The sequence below is a fragment of the Campylobacter concisus genome (genome assembly GCF_050447445.1).
Lineage (GTDB): Bacteria > Campylobacterota > Campylobacteria > Campylobacterales > Campylobacteraceae > Campylobacter_A > Campylobacter_A concisus_BI.
Window position 1 is genome coordinate 1,669,824 of sequence record NZ_JALMFW010000001.1, and the last position, 22,557, is coordinate 1,692,380.

Genomic DNA, 22,557 nt, shown 5'->3' on the forward strand with positions numbered 1-22,557 from the left:
ATGTCTGAAAAGCTAAAAGTCGTTTGGTATAACGGAATGAACGTTGATAAGGTTCATTTCGAGCAACAAGAAAGATATTTTGAGAGAAATTTAAACCTAAAAACCATCTCTTCTTTTTCAAATTTATACGGTGTTTTAGATTTAGAAATTTCAAGCGATCTTTTGCTTCAAGGCAAAGTAGGGCTAACTAAAATTTCTTGTATCTCTCAAGATGGCACGATTTTCAATGCGCCAGATCAAGATGAATTACCAGAACCGCTTGAGATAAGCCCAAGCGAACTAAACTCAGCCATTATAGTGTTAAAACTACCTATTAGCTCAGGTCTGGTCGATATTAGCTTGCAAAATAATTTACCAAATTTAAAATTTACAGCCAAGCAAGCACTTATTAGCTCAAGAGTGCATGATGAAGCTAGCAACGATATATTAAACGAGCTAGATGATAAAGATGATTTTGAACTATCTTCTGCCTTTACACAAGATAAAGAAAATCTAATCCTAGCAAGCCAAAGATCATCTCTTGGAGTATTTGGCTCAAAGATGCCTTACGAGCTTAGTATACCAATTTGTAAAATAAAAAATATAGACCTAAATAAGCAAATAACACTTGATGAAAAATTTATTCCAACTTGTGTTGACATCAGTAAAAATACCTTTATAACAAATTTTATAGAGGAGCTTAGCTTTGCTACAAAGCAACATCAAGAGAGTTATTTTGGGTTGTTAGGAGGTGTTGACCAAGCTAAAAATAGACTTGATTTTTCAACGTATTTAACACTAAATATGCTAAAAAAATGGCATTTAATATTCTCTTATTTGTTAAAGAAAGATAAATTTCACCCAGAGTATTTCTATGAAAAATTAGTTGATTTCCAGGCTGATTTGTTAGCACTTAGCCACGATAATAGTTTTAGCGAATTTATAGCCTACGATCACAATAATCTAACTCAAACTTTTGTGCCTTTGATAAATAATCTAAGACTTTTGTTCTCACATATCTTATCTCCAAAATATATAATGGCGCAAATTGTTAAAAACAATCACGGCTTTTATGACTGTATTTTTGATAATCCAAGCATTATTGAAAACTCAGAAATTTATTTTGCTATTCACAGCGATACGAAAAATGAGTATCTTCTTAAAAATTTTAAAGAGCAGTGCAAAATCCATACTCAATCAAATATAAAAGGCATAGTTTCTTCACAGCTAAGAGGTATAAACGTAGAGCAAATTTCTGTTGTTCCTAGTACTTTACCGAAGTTAAACGATTATATCTACTATAAGATAGACAAAAAAGATGAAATTTTTAAAAGCTTTGCAAATCAAAATGTGATTAGCGTTTATATAACGGCAAATTTACCGAATGCTGACATTAAAATGTGGGCTTTATTATAAGGATAAAAATGAACGAAAATCAAAATGAAACCTCAGTTTTAAGTCAAACAAATCTTTTGGGCCTTGGCACAAATCTTGCACTAGATCATGTGTTGCCATTGCTCCTTTTGGCAAATAGGGTTTCAAAATTACAAAATTTTTCACAAAGCGAAATGGCAAATTTACGTGAAAAATTGATAAATGATATCTTAAGCACTACTTCAAAGATATCAAATCTAGGTATTTACGAGGAAGACGATATTATTAGGCTTAGATATTGCCTTTGTGTTTTTATAGATGAGAGCTTGCTAAAAAATGAAATTTTTATGAACAGCTTTTGGGCCAATAATACCCTGACAACAAGATTTTTTAATGAAAATCTAGGTGGAAATAAATTCTTTGGCATTATGGATAAGTGGTTTGAAAATGTTGGCAAAAATAAAGATTTCTTAGAATTTATATATGCTTGTTTGGTACTTGGTTATAAAGGAAAATATGAAACCCAAGAAGATTGCAATGAAAAAATTTCTTATCTTTGTGAAAATATAGCTGCGGCCGTTTCTCCGCTAATAAAGGCTGATGAAAATGTATTTGAAAAGAGTTACTTAAAACAGACAAAGAAAAGCTTTCTTGAGGTATTTTCGCTAAAGCGTTTAAAATTTTATTTCATTTTGCTAGCCGTTGCTATGATCGCAGCCGCGTTTTTATATAGTACATATTCTATGGATCAAAACAATATCAGAAACGATAGTGTCCTAAATAATAAGATAGAGAATTTTATGGATAACAAGTAAGTGCAAGATAATTTTTGTAATAAATTTAATGAAGATTTTTTAGAGAATGAGCTTTATATTAGTTTAACTGATGAAATGTCAAAGTATAAAACTTTAATGCATGATAGCATAAAGTGGGATTACGTATTTAGCTCATCTTTAAAGGCATTAAGTGAATTTAGTCTTGACGCCAAGCTTTTAAATTTCTTAGCGATTTCTGCTATAAATTTAAACGACAAAGAGGCTTTTAAGACACTTATAAAAGCCTTTGCCTTTTTTCTATCTATTTTAAAAAAAGAGCCAAATTCGCTTGCAAAAAATGAAAAACAACTACCTGCTAAAAAAAAGATAATAGCTCAAACAATAGAGCTTTTTACGCAAGCTAATGATAAAGCTTTGGCTCAAGCTGACGCAAAAGCTTTTAATGATCTTGTGCCTGAGCTTTCGCAAGAGCTTGGCACACGTTTTGATACGCTTTATATAGAAGAAAAAAAAGAAGAAATTTTAAAAGCTAAAGAGCCAAAAGTCATCACTAAAACTGAGTCAACTTACCATCAAAGCGTTTCATTTAGTGGCAATGACATTAGTACATTTAATGATAGAGAATTTAGAGAATATTTTATAAATTTATCACTAATGCTTTTAAAGAGTGATATTAAAAATTTTACCGCTTATGTTTTAATTTTTGAAGCAATGTGGGGCAGAATAAAGGCACTTCCATTAAGTAGCGATCAAATAACACAGATACGTTATCCTGATGAAAATCTAATTATGCTTTTTAAAAAAAGTAACGAACTAAATCTTGACAATTTAGAAAAATTTATAAGAAATTTAGCACTTAACCCATTTTGGATAGAAGGCATTAAGATATTTTGTGAGTTTTTAAATAGTGCTGGACTTGCAAGGCAAAGTGATCTTATTTGTGATATGGTTTTAAATTTTATTGATAAATTTCCAGATATAAAAAAGCTCAAATTCCAAAGTGGAGAAGCTTTTTTTAGCGAAGATATAAACAATTTTTTTATTAAAAGTAACTCTTTGGAATTTACCCCCAGCAGTGATAGTAAAAAAGATATGAGTTTTGAAGATCTAATAAAAGAACTAGACAAAAGTAAGCATGCTTCAAGCGCTCAAAGTGAGCTTAATTTTATGCTTGAATTATCAAAAATTTTTACTGCTCAAGGCATGAATAATAATGCAAAAGCTACCTATGCACAAATAGTTAATTTCATAGAAAATACCGAGCTTAAAGATTATTTATCAGACATATATATAAAGGCAAAAACATTTGTGTGATAAAATATGTTTTTTTAAATCACCTTTAATTTTATTTAAATATAATTCTTAAATCATTTATGAAAAAAGGATGTTACTATGGCAGATAATCTAATCCCACCAAAAGAACGCATAAATATAGTTTATAAAACTAAGACAAATGACCAAGAGGCCGATGTAGAGCTTCCATTAAAACTTATGGTAGTTGCAAATTTAACTGGCGAAAACCAAACTCCACTTGAAGATCGTGAAGTGATTTCTATCAATAAAATAAATTTTGATCAGGTTATGAAAAGCTTAGATATTCATACAAATTTCTCTGTAAAAAATAAGCTAAATTCTAATAATGAAGATTTAAATATTGATCTTGATTTTGAGAGCATCCATGATTTTAATCCAGACAATATTATAAATCAAATTCCTGAGCTAAAAAAACTTTTACAGCTTAGAAAAGCTTTAGTTGCACTAAAAGGTCCTATGGGCAATATGCCTGATTTTAGAAAAGCGGTTTTAGAAGCTATAAAAGATGAGGATAGTAGAAAACAACTTCTTTTAGAGATTAAAGACGAACAAGATAAGGAATAAAAATGTCTGAAACTAAAGTTAAAACTCCTATCATTGAAAGCATAATGCAAAGGAGTAAATATTCAAAAGATGACGAGAGTTATAGCGTTGTAAAGCAAGGAGTTGCTGAGTTTATTTCAAATATAATCACAACAAATAATGCTGAAGATAAAATAAATAAGCTCGCACTTGATGAAATGATAGCTCACATTGATACCCTTTTGTCTGCTCAAATGGATGAAATTTTACACAATAAATCTTTTCAAGAGCTAGAATCAACTTGGCGTGGAATTAGGTTTTTGGTTGAGAGAACAAATTTTAATGAAAATGTAAAAATTGATCTTTTGGACGCCACAAAAGAAGAAATTTTAGATGATTTTGAAAACAACCTAGATATAACTCAAAGTACACTTTATAAACAAATTTATTCAGCCGAATATGGACAATTTGGTGGTGAGCCAGTTGGTGCGATAGTGGCTGACTATGAGCTAGATAAATCAAATCAAGATATGACTTTTTTAAATAAAATGTCATCAATTGCTGCAATGAGCCATTCACCGCTTCTTACATCTCTTTCTGCTAAATTTTTCGGACTTGATAATTTTGGTGAGCTTGAAAATATAAAAGATCTAAAAAGCATGCTAGAAGGCCCACAATATACAAGATGGAGAACTTTTAGAGAAAATGAAGATGCAAAATACACAGGATGTATGGTAAATAGATTTCTTACAAGATCTCCTTATGTGCCAGAAGATAATCCTATAAAGAGCTTTAATTATAGAGAAACTGTAAATAATCACGATGATATGCTTTGGGGCAATGGAGCTTATGCGTTTGCTACAAGGCTTACAGATAGTTTTGCTGATTATAGATGGTGCGGTAATATCATTGGACCAAAAGGTGGCGGTGCTGTAAAGGATCTTCCAACTTATACTTACGAAAATTATGGAAGCGTTCAAACAAAAATTCCAACCGAAGTTTTGATCACAGATAGAAGAGAATTTGAACTTTCAGAAAATGGATTTATCGCTCTTACCTTAAGAAGAGATAGCAATAACGCTGCATTTTTCTCAGCAAACTCTGCGTTAAAGCCTAAAATTTTCCCAAATACTCCAGAAGGTAAAGCTGCTGAGACAAATTTCAGGCTCGGAACTCAACTACCTTATGTGTTCTTGATCTCTCGTTTGGCTCATTATCTAAAAGTGCTTCAAAGAGAAGAGATAGGTACATGGAAAGAGCGTAGCGATGTTGAGCGCGGCTTAAATGAATGGCTAAGACAATACATCTCAGATCAGGAAAACCCACCAGCAGATGTTAGAAGTAGAAGACCATTTAGAAGCGCAAAAGTAATCGTCAGTGATATAGCTGGCGAGCCTGGTTGGTATAAAATAGAGCTTTTGGCTAGACCTCACTTTAAATTTATGGGAGCAAATTTCGAGCTTTCTTTGGTTGGAAAACTAGACAAAGAGTAAGCTTACTATGTCGCTGATAGATAAAATTTTATATGAATTTAGTGACGAATCAAAACTACGTTCATATTTTAAAGATCTAGACAGCGACATAAAAGATCACATTGATACTATTTTAAACTCTAGACTTGGTAACTACGGCCGATTAAACGATAGTATTATCGATCTTTGGTCAATGGGTGTTGAGATAAATGAGCTTGGTCATAAACTTGGTATGGCAATATATGAACTAATCAGCTCAAATGAGAATAGAATAGAAGTAACATCTATCGGATACGATGACTCACTAAAGCCTTGGCGTATCATATTTAATATAAACTACAAGCATAAAAACGATAATTTTAAAGAGTATTTGCTAAAAGTTATTTTTAAAAACAATAGATATTGTGAGATTTTATAATGGATTATAATGAAAATAATCTAGCTTATTTTCAAAAAGAGATGGCATATCTTGATGAAACAAGAGCCCTTTTTATTAAAAATTTCCCAAAAGTAGCACCCTTTTTAGATACTAAAAGCAAAGATCCTGATGTTGAGAGCATAATAGAAAATATGGCTATTTTAACATCGAGGATTAGGCAAGAACTAGATGAAAATATCCCACTAATCGCTGAGTCTTTAGTAAATATATTAATGCCAAGCTATACAAATCCTTTTCCATCAGTTTGTATGCAAGAATTTGCCTTAAGAGATGACTTCTCTGGGGTAAAAGAATTTATACCAAAAGGAAGTATAGTTGAGTCAAAGCAGATCAATGGCATAACGTGCAAATTTCAAACAATCTTTGACATAAATTTGCTTCCCTTAAAGATAACAAAAGCTTTTATGTCAAACAATAAGAGTGATTATCTTCTAAATTTAAATATAAGCGTTACAAAGGACGAGCTTAGCACTAAAGAACTTGATATAGATTTTTTAAATTTATATCTTGGAGATAATGTTTACTTCTCTTCTACACTCTTAATGTGGCTAAAAAATTACTTGAAATTTATTACAATAAGTTTTGAAGATAGCGATCAAGAGATAAAGTTAAGCCCTGATAAACTTAGTTTAGATGAGTTTGATGAGCGTTTGATAAAGAGTGATGAGTTTGGATTTGAAGCATTTGAGCTTTTAAAAGAGCTATCATTTTTTCCTTCAAAGTTAAATTTTGTGCGATTAAACAGTCTTAGTTTTCTTAAAAATTTTTCTACAAAAAGCTTTAATATTAAATTCATATTTTCAAAAGATATGCCAAGTGGATATGTGCCAAGGCTAGAATATTTTTCTCTTTTTGTTACGCCTGCAATAAATTTATTTGCAATGAGTGCCGAGCCTATTTTGAATAACAATAGGCGAAGCGAATATAGAATTTTTCTAGATCGCTCAAATATCGATGCTTATGAAATCATTTCAATCAGTAAGGTGGTCGCCCATAGCAGTAATAATGAAAAAAGGATATTAAAAAACTATAAAAGTTTTGAGAGATTTGAATTTTTAAATGATGAGCGAGCAAAAGATTATTATTTTGTCAGCAATAAAACAGATATAAAACTAAACTCTTATAAAGAAATTTCCTTTTTTAAAAGCGACACTAAAGATCAAACCATTAGCATAGATACACTTTGTTGCAATGGTGATTTGCCTTGCAATCTAAAGCTTGGTGAGATAGATAGAGTTTTGTCCCACCAAGGTGTAACAACTAAAAATTTAACCATTCCAACTAGTGTAAAGCGAGTAAAAATAGATGGAAATCTTCTTTGGAAACTGGTTAGCATATTATCTTTTAGCTATCAAAGTATACTAGAGAAGGTCTCTTTTTTAGCACTTCTTAATACCTTTAGCGCGCCAGATGATGAGTTTTTAAAAAAATTTGCAAACTCGCTTTATGATATAAAAACAAAGCAAATTTATAGAGTTGATCAAGGCTTTGCAAAAAGAGGGTTGCTATGCATATTTTATATAGATGAAAGTGAATTTGAGAGTATTGGAAATGTCTATGCTTTAGGTATAAATTTGGCTAAATTTTTATCAAAATTTGCCTCAATCAATTCATTTTGTGAACTTAAAATAAAGTGTATAAAGAGTAAAATTTTGCTTAATTATGACTTTTTAGGTGGTACAAAAAAATTAATATGAACAAAGAACTAAATCAAGCTTCTTTTTTTAAATTAGTAAAGAACTGCCTAAAGTACCACGATAGAAGAGATATTTTTTTAAAAAATAGTCCAAGTTTTGCCTATCCGATTAATGAGCTTGAGAGCTTAAATAAAGAGGACGTAGTAAAAATCGTCGTAAATTTTATGGGTCTTTTGGGAAGTGGCTCGCATCTTACAAGTTATATTTTGGAGAAGATCTCAAAGAGTAGCGATAATAATTTTGAGAAATTTTTTGACTTTTTTGACAATTACTTGCTTTGGCTTTTCTTTGATAGCATTAGTCTAAAAAATTATGCAAGATCTTTTGAAAAAGAGCTTGATGATAAAATTTCAAAGATTTTATTGGATGTATTAAACATAGGCAATAAAAAATTAGCAAAAAAATTCTTACCATTTTCTCCGCTTATTATTAGCCAAAGAAGGCCTAAAAGAGAGATCGAGTTTGCCTTGCAGCGTCATTTTAATTTAAAAAATAAACTATTTTTGCTGGAAAATTTACCAAATCAAATTTTCATAGCGCCTTCAAATTTAAATTTGCTTGGTATCAAAAATAGGACTTTGGGCAGAAATTTTATACTTGGTAAAAAGCTTTTTGAGAAACAAACTAAAATAGCAGTTTATATAAATGGCATAGATTATGAAGAAGCTATTGATTTTTTCCCAAAAAGAAGAAAATTTAAAGAGCTTCAAGATACTCTTATCTTTTTTACAAACAATGAATTTGTTGCCGATTTATACATAAAAATAAACTATTCTCCAAAGATGCAATTAAAGCTTGGGATAGATGAAAGTTATAGTAAAATAGGCCTTGGTGCAAGGCTTAAAAGTAATAAAAATATGTCAAATTTTATAAAATTTAGGCTCTGCTCTTAAATTTTCAGATATAAAATCTAAAATATTTGTTATTATTACATTAAAGAAATATATTTATTTGTAAAAGGATGTGCATCAATGGCATTTATCGATTACCTAAGAAGATTTTTTGTCTTTTTTAGATTTAAACACAGCACCATTTTGGTAGCTTCTATTGCATTAAGCATCTTATTTTGGCTTTATGCTCCACTTATAGCTTTTAATGATGTATATAGCTTTGCTAGCATAAGTTCAAGAGTCACTATATTAATTGCATTTTGGGTAGTTATTTTGTTTTTTGTTTTAATCAAACCATTAATGCACTATTTAGCATCTCAAAAAGATAAAAAAAATAATAAGCTAAAAGAGATAAAAAAAGAGTCTATGGATAGCTTTGGTAAGGCAAAAAGAAATTTTATGCTTTCTTTGAAAGATGCCAAAACAACATGGAAAAAAGATATAAATTTTAAAAAATTACCTTTAATAATGATAATGGGTAATGAAGGTGCTGGAAAGAGCGCATTTATAAACTACTCAAATATCGAATTTCCACTATCTGATAGTTTGGATACTTATAAAAAAATACACAAAAGTACAACAAACTTTAATCTTTACATTTCAAAATTTGGCGCACTTTTAGATACTGAGGGCATACATTTTGCACAAGAGAGTTTGTATCAGCCAACAGCTACTGAAGAGCTTCCTGAAGATGATGTGGATAAAAATAGGGATTACTTGCTTAAAAAAAGTATCTGGAGTGAATTTTTACACTTTTTAAAACGAAATGATTTTAACGCTAGATTAAGTGGCGCGGTTTTAATCATAGATACTAAAAAATTCCTCGAAGGTACTCAAGAATATTTTGATGAATTAATTAGATATATGATAAAAAGGGTTAATGACTGCGAGAAACATCTAAATATTAAATTCCCTATTTATATTGTTTTTAGCAAACTTGACTTAATAGATGGTATGGGAGATTATTTTAGGCTTTTCAATGAAGATGTGGCAAATAAAGCTCTAGGAATAAACTTAGATTCAAATTTTTCAAAACAATCACTAGAAACTGAACTAAAAGGCCTAAGCGAGTCACTATTTAAACATCTCATGAGTAAGAACTCGATTTCGCATTTATTGGAAGATAAAAAACGTTCATATCTCTTTTTAAAACAACTTGATAATTTTTTTGCTTTAGTGAAAGATTTTGTAACAAAGCTAAGCTCCCAAAATGCACTTAAAAATAGCTCAATCATAAATGGAATTTATTTCGTTAGTGCTTATCAAGAAAATATACCTATAAACTACCTTACAAACACTATTTGCGATAGATATAACATCAAAAAACCACTTTTAAGAGCAGTAAATAACTATAGTAAACAAAGCTATTTTGTAAAATCATTTTTAAAAGAGATAGCTTTTAAAGCTAACTTAAATAAATTTGGTGCTCAAAATAAATTTACAAAATTTGCAAATTTTGTTTTAGTAGCCATACTTTGTGCTGGAGTATATTTGGGTTCTAGTTTTATTCTAGATACCAAAAACATAAAAGAGCAAAATGCTATAAATAATGCAAATAAAATTTCTTCATACCTTGATGGCAAAAAATATAAGGATCTCTCTCCAACACAAAAGATTGAGCTTCTAAATTTACTAAAACAAAGTCTAAATGACTATCCAAGAATCTTTAGCGGCGATACTAAATTTGAGTATATAACACTAGATACTTCGTATAAAGGCTTTACTCCAGTTAAAGCACTTTACTATGATTTGAATGCTGATTTTTTCAAAAATACAGTTTTAACTGAAATGGAAAATATACTAAAAAATGAAATTGATCCAGATAAGCTAATAAAAGCATTTTATATGTATGATTCGCTCTTTGACAAAGATTACACAAATGTGGATTTATTTAAAATTTGGATTAGCACAAACTGGGATAAATTTGAAAAATATGGCGTTGCAAAAGATGAATTTTTAGCTCATATTGAGGCTATTTTAAAGGCAGAAAATTTAAACATAACTGCAGATACAGTTGCTCAAAGTATAGCAAATACGAGGCTATCACCTGTTCAAAGAGCACAAAGGCTCTACTATATACTTGAGTTCATATCATTCAAGGATGATAAATCTTTTTACGATATTAAAAAAGATGTTGAAAATTTATACACAGTAGTCCAAGAAAAAGAAGCATTTAAGCCATTTAATAAAATTTATACAAAAGAAAATTTAAGAGATTTCTTGTCAAAGCTTAGCTCAAACATAGATCAAACAGCTGGAATAGAATCTTGGCTAATGGAGACAAATTCTTCTTTAAAAGATATTAGCTCAAATGATAAGAAAGAGCTAAGCATTGCCGTAATAGAGCTTTATTTGCAAAATTATGCTGATAAGTGGAGCCAAATTTTAAGAGAAATAGAACCAAATGAATTTACCACAAAAAAAGAGGTCATAGAAGAGCTCGACATATTGTCAAAGAGAGAAAATCCTTTAAATTCTTTAATAAAATTAACTAATCAAAATACAAATTTAAATGATGAGAATTTACTAAAATATATCTATTCTCTAGGATTTGCTTCAAGTGAGATAAAGCGTGTTTTCAGTGATTTTAGTGCTAAATTTACTAATTATCATACGTTAAATTCTAATGACTTGCTGGATATTATAAGCAACGATGTAACAAGCGTTTATAAAAAAGTTAGTGACTATAACTTTGAAATGCTTCAAAGCAACGATGATAAAATAGTTTATGCAATAAATGGCATAAAAAATGAAAACGATCCATTTGTTGTCTTAAATAATGATGCTAAGAAGCTTCCAGATGAGTTAAATGAATATTATCAAAAGTTATCGACACTTGCATGGAAACAAGTAGAAAATGGTGCTTCGGTGCTTTTATCAACAGCATATAGAGATGATGTTTTTGATGATTTTGAAAGTCTTATCAAGCCATTTTATCCATTTAATGAACAATCTCCAAAGGCTGTTAGCACAGAAGAATTTAAAAGATTCTTTGGCAAAAACGGAACTTGGAATAGCTTTTATGATAGATATTTAAAACAAATCTTAAGTAAAACCGCTGATGGTTATAAAATAAGACCAAAATACGCAAAAGAGCTAAGATTTAGTAGAGATTTCCTTAAAAATATTGCCTATATAGACAGAATTTCAAATTTAATGCTTGATTCAAATGATGAGCTAAAATTAAATTATAATTTAAAAGCTGTCGACTTATCGGCAAATTTTAGCCATATAAATATTAGTTATTCTAATAACTCTTTGACTTATGATCATACAATTGCCTCAAATTTGATAGTTTCAAGCAAAAATTTTGATATATCAACACAGTTTAAATTCAATGCAGTTTCAAGTACTGGAAGCGAGAGAAAAGAGCTAAGCTTTGATGGAGAGTGGGGCTGGTATAAGATATTAAAAGCTTCAAATTTTAGTAGTGTTGGCGTTAGTACGCTCAATTTTGATGGTAGAAGAGATTCGTATTTTGGCTTTGAAGTAACACCAAATGGAGGAGAGCTTTTAGAGCTTATGGATATCATACCAACGATAAATTTACCAAAGAAGATGCTTTATTAAGGATAAAATATGCAACAAATAGCAGCAGTTATACAAAATTATGATAAAGCGTCAAGCTTTTCAGCTCAATTTATCATTTTTGATGAAAATGGCGGTGATATAGGCTCATTAGACACTACAAAATTTTCTTGTAATGATATGAGCGATTCAATCGCACCAAAACACGCTCATGTTGGATTTGAAGAGGGGGTTTTCACAATCTGTGGCTATAAAGATTGTGAAATTTTTTATAGTGATTCATATTCAAAGCTTCCAGATGACTATGAGAGTGTCATAAATTTGGGCGATGTCTTTAGAATAGGGGAGTTAAAATTTATATTTATAGACCCTTCTAGGATTGATGAATATATAGGGAAAGCTCATAAGATAATAGAAAATACGAAAAATTTTGACAAGCTTGATGATAAACGTTTTGAGCCAGTTGGTAAAATATCAAATGTTGATTTTAAAGAAGAACCAAAGATAAACTCATTAATAAATGAGAAAAAAGATATCACTTTAAATGAAAATGCGCACGATGCAGTTTTAAATTTAAATGAAATGGCTCAAAATTTTGACGAAGAAGAAAATGCAAATAATCAAAATATGCTTACTGCAAAAAGCATGGATGAGCTTTTGACAAAGATAGTTGAGAGTATAAAATTGCAACCAAATATGAGCCCTATAAGTGAGCAGACTAGGACTTTAAATACAAAAGATATGGAAACAATCATGAAAACTCTTCCTCTTAGTGATTCGACAGAACTAATAAATACTGTTTTGGTTAAGCTTATATGCAAAGAGCTATATAGCCAAATGTATGATATAGTCGAGAATAACTCATTTTTTAAATATCTTTCAGGAGCCGTACTAAAAAGTACTAAGGAAGACAAGGAAGCGTTTAATTATCTATTGCATAAAGCTCTTCAAAGCTATATGTTAAAAAAGTAATGTTTTTAATAAAACAGAAAGTAAATAAAAGATAGAATAATCCAAACTTTTTAATAGGAGTAAATATGTCACAACCAGTGTATATTAAAGTGAAAGGTTCTACACAAGGACTTATTTCAAGCGGTGCTTCAACAGAAGCTAGTATAGGTAATCGCTATCAGTCAGGTCACGAAGATGAGATCATGGCTCAAGAGGTTTCTCATATAGTAACAGTTCCAACTGATCCACAAAGTGGCCAACCATCAGGTCAAAGAGTCCATAAGCCATTTAGTTTTACTACATCACTAAATAAAGCTGTTCCACTTCTTTACAATGCTTTAACACAAGGTGAAAGACTTCCAGAGGTTGAGATCTATTGGTATAGAACATCAACTAGTGGTGGTGCAGAGCATTTCTTCACCACAAAACTAGAAGATGCAACTATAACAGATATTACTCTAGTAAGTCCAAATGCTCAAGACAAGCTAAACAGCGACAAAACAGAGCTTTTCAAAGTTTCAATGAACTATAGAAAGATAGTTTGGGAACACGTAGCTGCAGGCACAAGCGGAAGCGACGACTGGAGAGAAGCTACTAAAAAAGCTTAAAACTAACCTAGGGTTTACCCCTAGGGTTAATAAAATCATCTTCTAGCTAGAAGGACACAGATGAGCCCTTTTTATCTTTATCTTTTAAATTAACATGATATGTGAAATGCGATATGAAATACCTAGTTATAATCATATTTCTCATAACATCTTTATATTCACACGAAATAAATTGTACGGATATGTTTGGGCTCATTTTTAATAAAAATTTAAGTGACGCTGAAACTACTAAGTATATAAAATACTATATAGATAATCTTGGATGTGATGCTAATGCTAGTATAAATTTACCGAATTTCACAATGAAAGCCAGTTTATTAGAATTTGCATATAGTGCAAATAAGCCTAAAAGTATTGACGAGATTTTAGAAAAAGGTGCAGTACCTAATGTATGGTTGGCTGGTTCAATAGGATTAGACTTTTTGTTTTTTTTTGAAGAAAATGGTGTTAAGTTAGAAGGGCAGTCACCAAGCCCTGAGCTACTAGAATTTATAAAAACTCAAAAATATAAAGAATTTAAAGAAGAGAAATTTAAGCTAATCAAAAAACTCCTAGAACATGGGCAAGATCCAAAAGGCTATATCCTTTTACAGAAGGTATTAACGCTTGTAAATGATGAAGAGGTTTTAGATAATTTATTAAAGAATAAAACTCAAAAGGAATTAGTGCAATGAAGCAATTAGCAATAATCATATTTTTCATAACATCTTTATATTCACATGAAGCAAATTGTACGGATATGTTTGGACTTATTTTTAATAAAAATTTAAGTGACACTGAAACGGCTAAGTATATAAAATACTACATAGATGATCTTGGATGCGATGCTAATGCTAGCGTAAAATTAAATAATTTAACGATTAGAGCGAATTTATTGGAATTTGCTTACGATGCAAATAAAACAAAAACTTTTGATACTCTTTTGTTAAAAGGAACATCAGCTAATGCTAGTTTAGCAACATCCATAGGCATGAGCTTTGCATTTTTCTTTAGGGAAAATGGTGTCGGTATAGACAATAAAAAAGCTAGCCCTGAGCTATTGGAATTTATAAAAACTCAAAAATATAAAGAATTTAAAGACGATAAATTTAGGCTAATTAAAAAGCTTTTATTGCACGGACAAGACCCAAAAGACTATGAGGTTTTAAAGATTATTTTGAAAATTATAAATGATGAAAAAGATTTAGATAATTTATTAAAGAATGAAACTCAAAAGGAATTAGCGCAATGAAGCAATTAGTAATAATCATATTTTTAATAACATCTTTATATTCACATACAATAAGTTGTGCTGATATGTTTAACATAATAGCTGATGAAAATATAAGTGACAATGATACAAGAAAAAATATTGAGGAATATATTAAAAAATATGAATGTGCGACAGATATAACTTTGAAAAATGAAAAACTTTCTAATAGAACATATGATTTGCTCGAATTTGCATATGATTATAAAAAGAATGAGACTTTTGATCTGCTTTTGAATAATGGTGCTAAGCCAAATATGCAATTAGCTACATCGATAGGATTTGATTTTGTATTTTTCTTTAGGGAAAATGGTGTTGGTATAGACAATAAAAAGGCTAGTCCTGGGTTACTTGAGTTTATTAAAACTCCAAAATATAAAGAATTTAAAGAAGAGAAATTTAAATTAATAAAAAGACTATTAGATTATGGACAGGACCCAAAAGATTATGGCTTCTTAAAAAACATATTAATGCTTATAAATGATGAAAAAGATCTAGAAAAAATATTAAACAGAAAGAATAAGTAGTGGATTTTTTAAATATAAATAAAAAGAAGTTAGATATAAAAAATAAAAATAATGAAATAGTAGGTGTTGATAAAAAAAGCAAATATGGGGATGCAACAAGAGCAATAAAAGCTACTGGTGGTGCATTTAGTACTATTGCTGGACCTGGTGGCTTTGTTTATGAGAAAGCTGCCGATATGGCTGAAAGGCAGATTGATATCACAAAAGATAAAGACTACAGAGAATTTAAAGAAATTAAAAAAATGGATCAAGTGGAGTGGTTTAAAAACTATCGTAACCTCACTGACACCGATATTGAAATGTTTGAAAAGGCATTAAAACAAGAAGAAAACGAAAAAAGATTGAAAGAGCAACAAATGGACAAAAATTTAACATCACCAACATCATCACTGACTAAGCCTGTCATGATGGCGTCTAGCAATTCAGTAGCAACAGACGGCTTTGTGGACTACGGCGTATCTAACGATACCTTCTCAACTCTTCAGATAGCAAACGAGTCAAACGATAAATTTATCGTTACACGTGCAGATATTTATGAAAATTTAGAAAGTATATTTAGCATAGAGTGCTTTGCTTATATAAATTTGGTGAAAAACCCGCTTTATGAAAATTTAGACACCATCTACAATAACGATAAAAGCTACTCAAGCATATATAAATATCTTGACAAAAGTATAAAGCTAAGCATAAAAAGGCCGTCTTCAACAAATAAAAACATCGTTCCAGATGGTAGCTCAAACGATATGCACTTTAGTGGAATAGTAAGCGATGTAGAGTATCTTGGCGTAGATGATGAGACTAGTACAAATATAGATAAAAAATACTTCTTTAAATTCAAGCTAACTTCGCCACTATATAGACTAAGCATAAATAGAGCAAATAGAATTTATACAGACCAGAGTATTTTAGAAGTAGTAAAGGATATTTTGGCTTTTAATAAACAAAGACTAACCAAAGAGCTGGACTTCTCAAATATCAAAAATAACTACAACAAAAGAGAATTTATAGCCCAGTACAATGAGAGTGACCTAGCCTTTATAACAAGACTTTGCCATGATAGCGGTATATATTTTTATGAAGACGATGAAAAAATTTATTTTCATGATACATTTATACTAGCTTATAGCAATCAAAATGAAAATTTTACTTCAAGTGATACAAGTAGTAGCAAGGAAGCTAGAAAAGTAAGCTTTAATGTAAATTTGAATAATAATCTAGCAACCGAGCATATAAATAAAATAACAAAGAGCGAGACGCTAAAAGCAAATAGCTTCACGCACTCTTTTCAAAATACAGCCTATCCAAATGTGCTAGAGAGTAAAAATGAAAAGATATTTGACGAGCAGGTAAATATCTATGACAAGCATATAAATTTAGATGAGTATTCATTTAGTGACACTAGCTTGCTTGAAGTTAGCACCTACCTTAAGAAACTAAGAAGCGATATGCTTTTAAAAGAATTTACCGCTAGCTCAAATGTATTTGCACTAAATTTAAATGATAATATCTCGGTAGCCATTGATGCTAGCAAGGGTGAATATGAGTTTAAAATAATAGCTTTAAAGCATACTTATATTGATGAGAGCGTTTTAGAAAATACCTTAAATTTGGGCGATAATGTTCCGTTTAAAGATAAAAAATTTATAAGCTCATACACAAATGAGATAAGCATCATTCCAAGTAGTGTGAAATTTGTCCCAAGCTACAAACAAAAACCAAAAGCACCAGACATTACGCTAGGTCTTGTAGTCGGTCAAGATGGGCTAAACAGCCAAAATAACACGATCCATACTGATAGCTATGGTAGGGTAAAGGTGAGGTTAAACGCTTTTAGTACGCAAGAGATAATTGATAAAGACGATGTCATCAACGCAAGCTATCACAAGAGTGCTTATCTAAGAGTGATAACGCCTATTGCTAGCAATAGCTCAGGATTTTTTGCCATACCAAGGATCGGCGATGAGGTTATCATCTCGTTTTTACAAAATGACATAGACAACCCAGTGGTAAGTGGCAGCCTATATAATGCTTCAAATACGCCACTTGTAAATGTAGATAGTAACTATCACCAAACATCTCTTAGCTCAAAAACAATTGGTGCAAATGAGACCGGTATAAACGAGATCACTTTATCAAATTTAAAAAATAAAGAGCAAATTTATGTAAAAGCAGAAAAGGACTATGACGAGCTTGTAAATAACGACTTTTCTCAAACAATACTAAATGACAAAAGCTCACAAGTGCATGGAAGTTATACTGAACGAGTAAAAAAAGCTCACATTCAGACGATAGATCTTGCTAAAAACGTAAATGTCGGAGGCGAGTATCTAACAACAGTTGGACTTTCAAAAGATACAGTAGTTGGTGTCTCAAATACGCTAAATGTAGCCGTTGACAACAATACAAGAGTAGGTCAAGATAGTCATGAATTTGTAGGACATGATAAATTTGTAGAAGTAAAATCAAATCTTAATACGACCATACATAACGATGAGATGAAAGAGGTAAAAGGCACAAAAGAGCAGAACATAGATGGTGGCTATAAACTAAATTCACAAAAAGGTATAAATGAATTTAGTAACGAGCATATCGTGCTTCAGGCAAATAGCTACATTGATATAAATGCTAAGTCAAATTTTACAACAAAAACAGCTGCCCAGCACACAGAGATTGCTGATTCAAAATTTAGCAATATAGAGACGACTTATGAGGTAAATGCCAAAGATAAGATAATCCATCAAGTAGGTAGCACAAAAGTAACGATAGAAGGATCAAGCGTCGTGATAGAAGTAGCTGGCGTAAAGGCGATATTTGATAGTAGAGGGCTAAGAGTTATCGGTGGAGATATAAAGGCTTTATAAGATCATATTTAAAGACTTACTTTGTATTTTGGTAGGTCTTTAAATTTTTAAATAAAATCAATTTCTACTAAAGCTAATGCTAAGAATTCTAAAGGCAAAGGCTAAATTTTAGAGGGCTGCGATAAAAGCTAGCCATACAAATTTTTCAACATTGTACCCCAGTACAATAGACATATACTTCTAAAATTTATATAATTCATTCAAAATTTCAAATAATATAACAATAAGGAGAACATGATGGCTAAAGAAGCCGGAGTAGTTAAAAGCGTAAGCGGAGGAATAGCAAGAGCACTTAATGACTTAACAGGAGAGGTAAGACAATTAAGTGTAGGAGATATTGTATACCAAGGTGAAAAGATAGTTACAGAGGGTTCTAACTCTAAAGTAACAATAACTCAAACTGATGGTAAAGATATAACTTTAATAGGTAAAGATACTCTAACTCTAGATCAAGACTCTAACAACAACGAAACAGTAGCTGATATCTCAGCTTTACAACAAGCCATCTTAAAAGGAACAGATCTTAATGCTCTAGAAGAAACTGCAGCAGGTGGTCCACAAGCAGGTGGCAATGGTGGAGATGGCGTAAGCTTATCTTCTACTAGCTTTGCAGAAGGAGGCCACATTAGTAACATAAATGCTAATGTAGGAAGCATAGATGCTTTATCTCTAGCAGCAGGTGGAGATAATAGCTTTGGTGTAAGTGGTGGAAGTGCTGTTGGGGCTGGAGCAATAGAGCCTGCTTTGCCAGCAGGAAGCATAAAAATTCCTTTATCAGCATATGTAGGAGAGAGCACATCTTCTAGACTATTAGCTTCATTTTATAACTCTATACCTAATGGATATCACGTATATAGACATACTGATGGTAGAGATTATCTAACTCCTGACGATCCTACTACTCCTAGTGCATTCCAACATAAAGACGGTTGGTATGTAAGCAATGATGGTAAACTAGCTATAGGTCAGGATGATGCTAAAGACCTAGCGGTAACTAGCACAGCAAAAGCTTCAAACTATCCAGATGATGGCTCAGTAGCTAAGATAGTAGATCCTAATCCGAATTTAAAAGTGTTTGGGTCGGATAACATAGATAAAATAACAGTAGACAATGCAAAAATAGAATCTGTATATGGTGGAGTTGGAAACGATAATGTTGATCTCAAAAATGGTGCAGAGGCAGTAGAAATTTTTGGTGGTTCTGGAAATGATGGTATAACTGTAAATAATTCTACGGTAAGTGGACGAGCTGCTAAAGATTATATGGGAGATGATACCACAGATGCTATTAGCGGTGGCGACGGCGTAGACAAGATCTCTTTACAAAACGGATCTATAATAAACGGAAACGTATACGGTAATGCGGGAAAAGATATTATAACCTTAGATAGCGGCGCTAAAGTAGAGGGCATTATATACGGTGATACAAAGTCAATGAACGATAAGTATGAAAAGAAAGTAAGACCAAGCTTGGATATAGAAGATAAAGGTGCTGATGTCGATACTATAACGCTAAGCGGTAGAGGAACTAGTGCAAAATTCATAGTCGGTGGAGATGGAGACGATAAGATTACCGTAAAGGACGGAGCAAAAGCTGGTCTTGTTCAAGGCGATGAAGGGGGAGATATCATAACTGTAAGCGGTAGAGGAGCTTATGTTGGTGATATAAACGGTAGAGGTGGAGATGACATCATAACTGTAGAAAATGGAGCTAGGGCAGGTCTAGTTCGTGGTATGTGGGGAAATGACGAGATTACGGTGCGCGGTCAAGGTACTACAATACTAAGAAACGTTGAAGGTAGAGAAGATAGTGATACTATTAAAATTTTAGACGGCGCAAAAGTAAAAGGATACGTTAGTGGAGGCAAAGGAGAAAATCCTAGCCGATACGGTGCAGCTGCAGATTCTGATAAGGATAACATTACTGTTGAAAACTCTACTGTTGAGGGAGTTGTAGAAGGCGGCATATGGGGCGGTAATGATGGAATAAAAATTAAAAATTCTCATATAAGTGGAATATCTGGCGGTTTTGGTGAAAATACGATAGATATTTCAAATGTTACTAATTTAGATGCAAAAACTATTTGGGGCAATAAATTTAAAGATATCGTAAATATTGACGGAACTCTAAAAAATTCTACTATTATAACGGTCGACGGCGAGGATACAGTTAATATTAACACTGGTGCGACAATAGATAATATTAGTATAAATACTGGAGTTGATAACGATACTGTTAACATAAATACAAATATTACCGCGACGGCTCAATCAAATATTGTAACCGAAGATGGCTCAGATACTGTAAATATAAAAAGTGGTATAACACTTACTAATGTAAATGTAGATATGGGTGCAGGTGAAGATAAGATAAAGATCAATGACGGTAAATTAAATTCTACTGATCGTATAACATTTAAAGGCTCTACGCTAAGTACAGGAAGCGATACGGCAGCTGACGATAATGACAAAATAACTATTTCAAACGCTACATTTATGGAAAGTAGTCCAGGTAAACGCTCTAATGTATATACGAAAAACGGAGATGATATCGTTACTGTAAAAGATGGAACTATATTTCAAGACAATTCACTCATTACAACTGGACGAGGCAACGATAGAGTATATTTAGAAAGTGGCGTTCAGTTTAATAAAGCTACCGTTTGGGCTGATGACGGAGATGACGAGATACATATTAACGGAGCGGAATTTAACGGTCCTTGGGGTATAGGAGGCGTATCCGGCGGAGCTGGAAACGATAAAATTTTCATTAACGATGGAACTAAATTTACCGGCGGCTCTATACTGGGCGACGGCGGAACTACGCTTGATCCTATAAATGGACCGGGAAATGACCAGATAACTATTTCAGGTACAAATACCGTTCTAGATAACGTAAAGATAGATACTGGCGATGCTAATGCTAATGCTAATGCGGTTGGCAGGGCTAAAGATACTGTAAAAATCGAGGATGCCCAACTTAAATACACTAGCATTAAGTCTGGCAATGGTAATGACGAGATAACCATAACCGGAAACGCAAATTTAACCGGCGGATATAACAAGAGTGGAAGCGGTGACGATACTATAACAGTAAGCGGCAATGCAATCTTAAATAACACGTATCTTCAAGGGGAACAAGGTAGCGATACTATAACTATAGGTGGCAGCGTTAAGGCTAAAGGTGGTAATTTTGGCACTGGCGCTGGAGAGAATGATAAGATAGAAATCAAAGATAATGCCGAGTTGGATGGCACCACATTGCAGTTTGAAGGCGGTAAATCAACAGATAAAGCTACTCTAAACGTAACCGGAAACGCCGTATTAAAAGACGTAACGATACAAGCTTCTCAATCTCTAGGCGAGCAATATATGAATTTCCACCAAAGCGGCGAAGCTATAGTAAAGAGCCTTATGGGTAGCCAAAATAAAGACGTTATAGATATAGCGGGCAACTTTACTTATACTAATACCAATCATCTTCAAACTCACGGCGGAGACGATGAGATAAAGATGCACGGCGGAGCTACAGTAACAGTCAAAGCAGATATGGGCGAGGGCATTGATACTTTAACAATAGATAATGCTACGCTCAAAAAAGATTCTCAAGTGAATATGGATGGCGGTAACGACATAATAAATATAAATGCCGGAGCAAATTTAACCGGCACAAGAATTTATACCGGCGATGGTGAAGACAAAGTATATGTAAGAGGCGGTACGTTTAGCGAAGCAGAGATCGGACTAGACAAGGGTAAAAATGAAGTAAATATAGAGTCTGGCGCGGTATTTGGCGACCGAGATGCTGGTCTTAATGCCTTTAATGAGCATAAAACTTATATAAGATCAGATCATGGAAATGATTCAGAAGATACCATAAACGTTAAAGCCGGTGCTACCGTCAAAAATGCTGAAATACAAACGTACGGAGGAAAAGATACTTTAAATATAGACGGTACGGTTATAAATTCGAACATAAATGTAGGCTCAGGCAATGACACCGTCTCTATCGGTAAAAACGCAAGCATAGACGGTAGCTCTACTATCGACGGCGGAGCCGGATATGATACGTTAAAAGTCGCCGACGGCAGTATAGATTTTAGCAGAGTTAAGAATTTCGAAAAACTAGATTTAACCCAAGGCAATAACAATATAAATCTATCAGCTAAAGACGTTTTAGATATGACTGATAGCCATAATAAGCTAAGAATAGATGGTAATGGTGACGATCACGTAACGCTACAAGGCTGGATAAAGGATACTAATCCTACTTCTGATGGGTATGCCGTCTATACAAAAGTAGAAGGAAGTCATACTGTAACCTTAGAAATTAAAGACGTAGTAGTACACGAGATTTAAAATTTAACTAA

At 32.2% G+C, this 22,557-nt stretch carries 16 protein-coding genes; all 16 read left to right on the top strand.

Features of this window, described 5'->3' with window-relative positions:
- The 16 genes from tssK (at position 1) to MTT30_RS08760 (ending at position 22,546) form a co-directional block, all read left to right on the top strand.
- Positions 1–1,395 (top strand): type VI secretion system baseplate subunit TssK, encoded by a 1,395-nt coding sequence (gene tssK, locus MTT30_RS08685; protein ID WP_429801670.1) that lies wholly within the window; start codon positions 1–3, stop codon positions 1,393–1,395.
- 8 nt (positions 1,396–1,403) lie between these two features.
- Positions 1,404–2,168 carry a type IVB secretion system protein IcmH/DotU gene (gene icmH, locus MTT30_RS08690; RefSeq protein ID WP_429801671.1) on the top strand — a complete coding sequence of 255 codons (765 nt, stop codon included), beginning with the start codon at positions 1,404–1,406 and terminating at the stop codon, positions 2,166–2,168.
- Positions 2,169–3,443: a type VI secretion system domain-containing protein gene (locus MTT30_RS08695; RefSeq protein WP_429801672.1), complete on the top strand. Its 1,275-nt coding sequence runs from the start codon at positions 2,169–2,171 to the stop codon at positions 3,441–3,443. It begins immediately after the preceding gene.
- Positions 3,444–3,521: 78 nt separating this feature from the next.
- Entirely contained in the window at positions 3,522–4,007 is a 486-nt protein-coding gene (gene tssB / locus MTT30_RS08700; RefSeq protein WP_054195918.1) for a type VI secretion system contractile sheath small subunit, read from the top strand.
- Between the two features lie 2 nt (positions 4,008–4,009).
- Positions 4,010–5,458 (top strand): type VI secretion system contractile sheath large subunit, encoded by a 1,449-nt coding sequence (tssC, locus tag MTT30_RS08705; RefSeq protein WP_054195919.1) that lies wholly within the window; start codon positions 4,010–4,012, stop codon positions 5,456–5,458.
- Between the two features lie 7 nt (positions 5,459–5,465).
- Positions 5,466–5,855, top strand: a complete 390-nt coding sequence (locus tag MTT30_RS08710; RefSeq protein ID WP_429801673.1) for a type VI secretion system baseplate subunit TssE — start codon at positions 5,466–5,468, stop codon at positions 5,853–5,855.
- Positions 5,855–7,573, top strand: a complete 1,719-nt coding sequence (gene tssF / locus MTT30_RS08715) for a type VI secretion system baseplate subunit TssF (protein ID WP_429801674.1) — start codon at positions 5,855–5,857, stop codon at positions 7,571–7,573. The genes MTT30_RS08710 and tssF overlap by 1 nt, the downstream gene beginning before the upstream one ends.
- Positions 7,570–8,466 carry a type VI secretion system baseplate subunit TssG gene (locus tag MTT30_RS08720; RefSeq protein ID WP_429801675.1) on the top strand — a complete coding sequence of 299 codons (897 nt, stop codon included), beginning with the start codon at positions 7,570–7,572 and terminating at the stop codon, positions 8,464–8,466. The genes tssF and MTT30_RS08720 overlap by 4 nt, the downstream gene beginning before the upstream one ends.
- 78 nt (positions 8,467–8,544) lie before the next feature.
- Entirely contained in the window at positions 8,545–12,033 is a 3,489-nt protein-coding gene (gene tssM, locus MTT30_RS08725; protein WP_429801676.1) for a type VI secretion system membrane subunit TssM, read from the top strand.
- Positions 12,034–12,042: 9 nt separating this feature from the next.
- The gene (locus MTT30_RS08730) at positions 12,043–12,963 is read left to right on the top strand and encodes a hypothetical protein (protein WP_107687452.1); all 921 of its coding nucleotides are present in this window, start codon (positions 12,043–12,045) and stop codon (positions 12,961–12,963) included.
- A 65-nt stretch (positions 12,964–13,028) separates the two neighbouring features.
- On the top strand, positions 13,029–13,550 hold the full coding sequence (locus MTT30_RS08735) for an Hcp family type VI secretion system effector (RefSeq protein ID WP_054195925.1): 522 nt from the start codon (positions 13,029–13,031) through the stop codon (positions 13,548–13,550).
- Between the two features lie 182 nt (positions 13,551–13,732).
- Positions 13,733–14,224, top strand: a complete 492-nt coding sequence (locus tag MTT30_RS08740) for a hypothetical protein (RefSeq protein ID WP_429801677.1) — start codon at positions 13,733–13,735, stop codon at positions 14,222–14,224.
- Positions 14,221–14,781, top strand: coding sequence for a hypothetical protein (locus MTT30_RS08745; RefSeq protein ID WP_429801678.1), 561 nt, complete (start codon positions 14,221–14,223; stop codon positions 14,779–14,781). Before MTT30_RS08740 ends, MTT30_RS08745 begins: the two co-directional genes overlap by 4 nt.
- Entirely contained in the window at positions 14,778–15,326 is a 549-nt protein-coding gene (locus MTT30_RS08750) for a hypothetical protein (protein WP_429801679.1), read from the top strand. Before MTT30_RS08745 ends, MTT30_RS08750 begins: the two co-directional genes overlap by 4 nt.
- Positions 15,326–18,187: a type VI secretion system tip protein TssI/VgrG gene (tssI, locus tag MTT30_RS08755; protein WP_429801680.1), complete on the top strand. Its 2,862-nt coding sequence runs from the start codon at positions 15,326–15,328 to the stop codon at positions 18,185–18,187. Before MTT30_RS08750 ends, tssI begins: the two co-directional genes overlap by 1 nt.
- A gap of 237 nt (positions 18,188–18,424) precedes the next feature.
- A complete protein-coding gene (locus MTT30_RS08760) occupies positions 18,425–22,546 on the top strand; it encodes a retention module-containing protein (protein WP_429801681.1) in 4,122 nt (1,373 codons plus the stop codon).
- Positions 22,547–22,557: the final 11 nt, after the last annotated feature.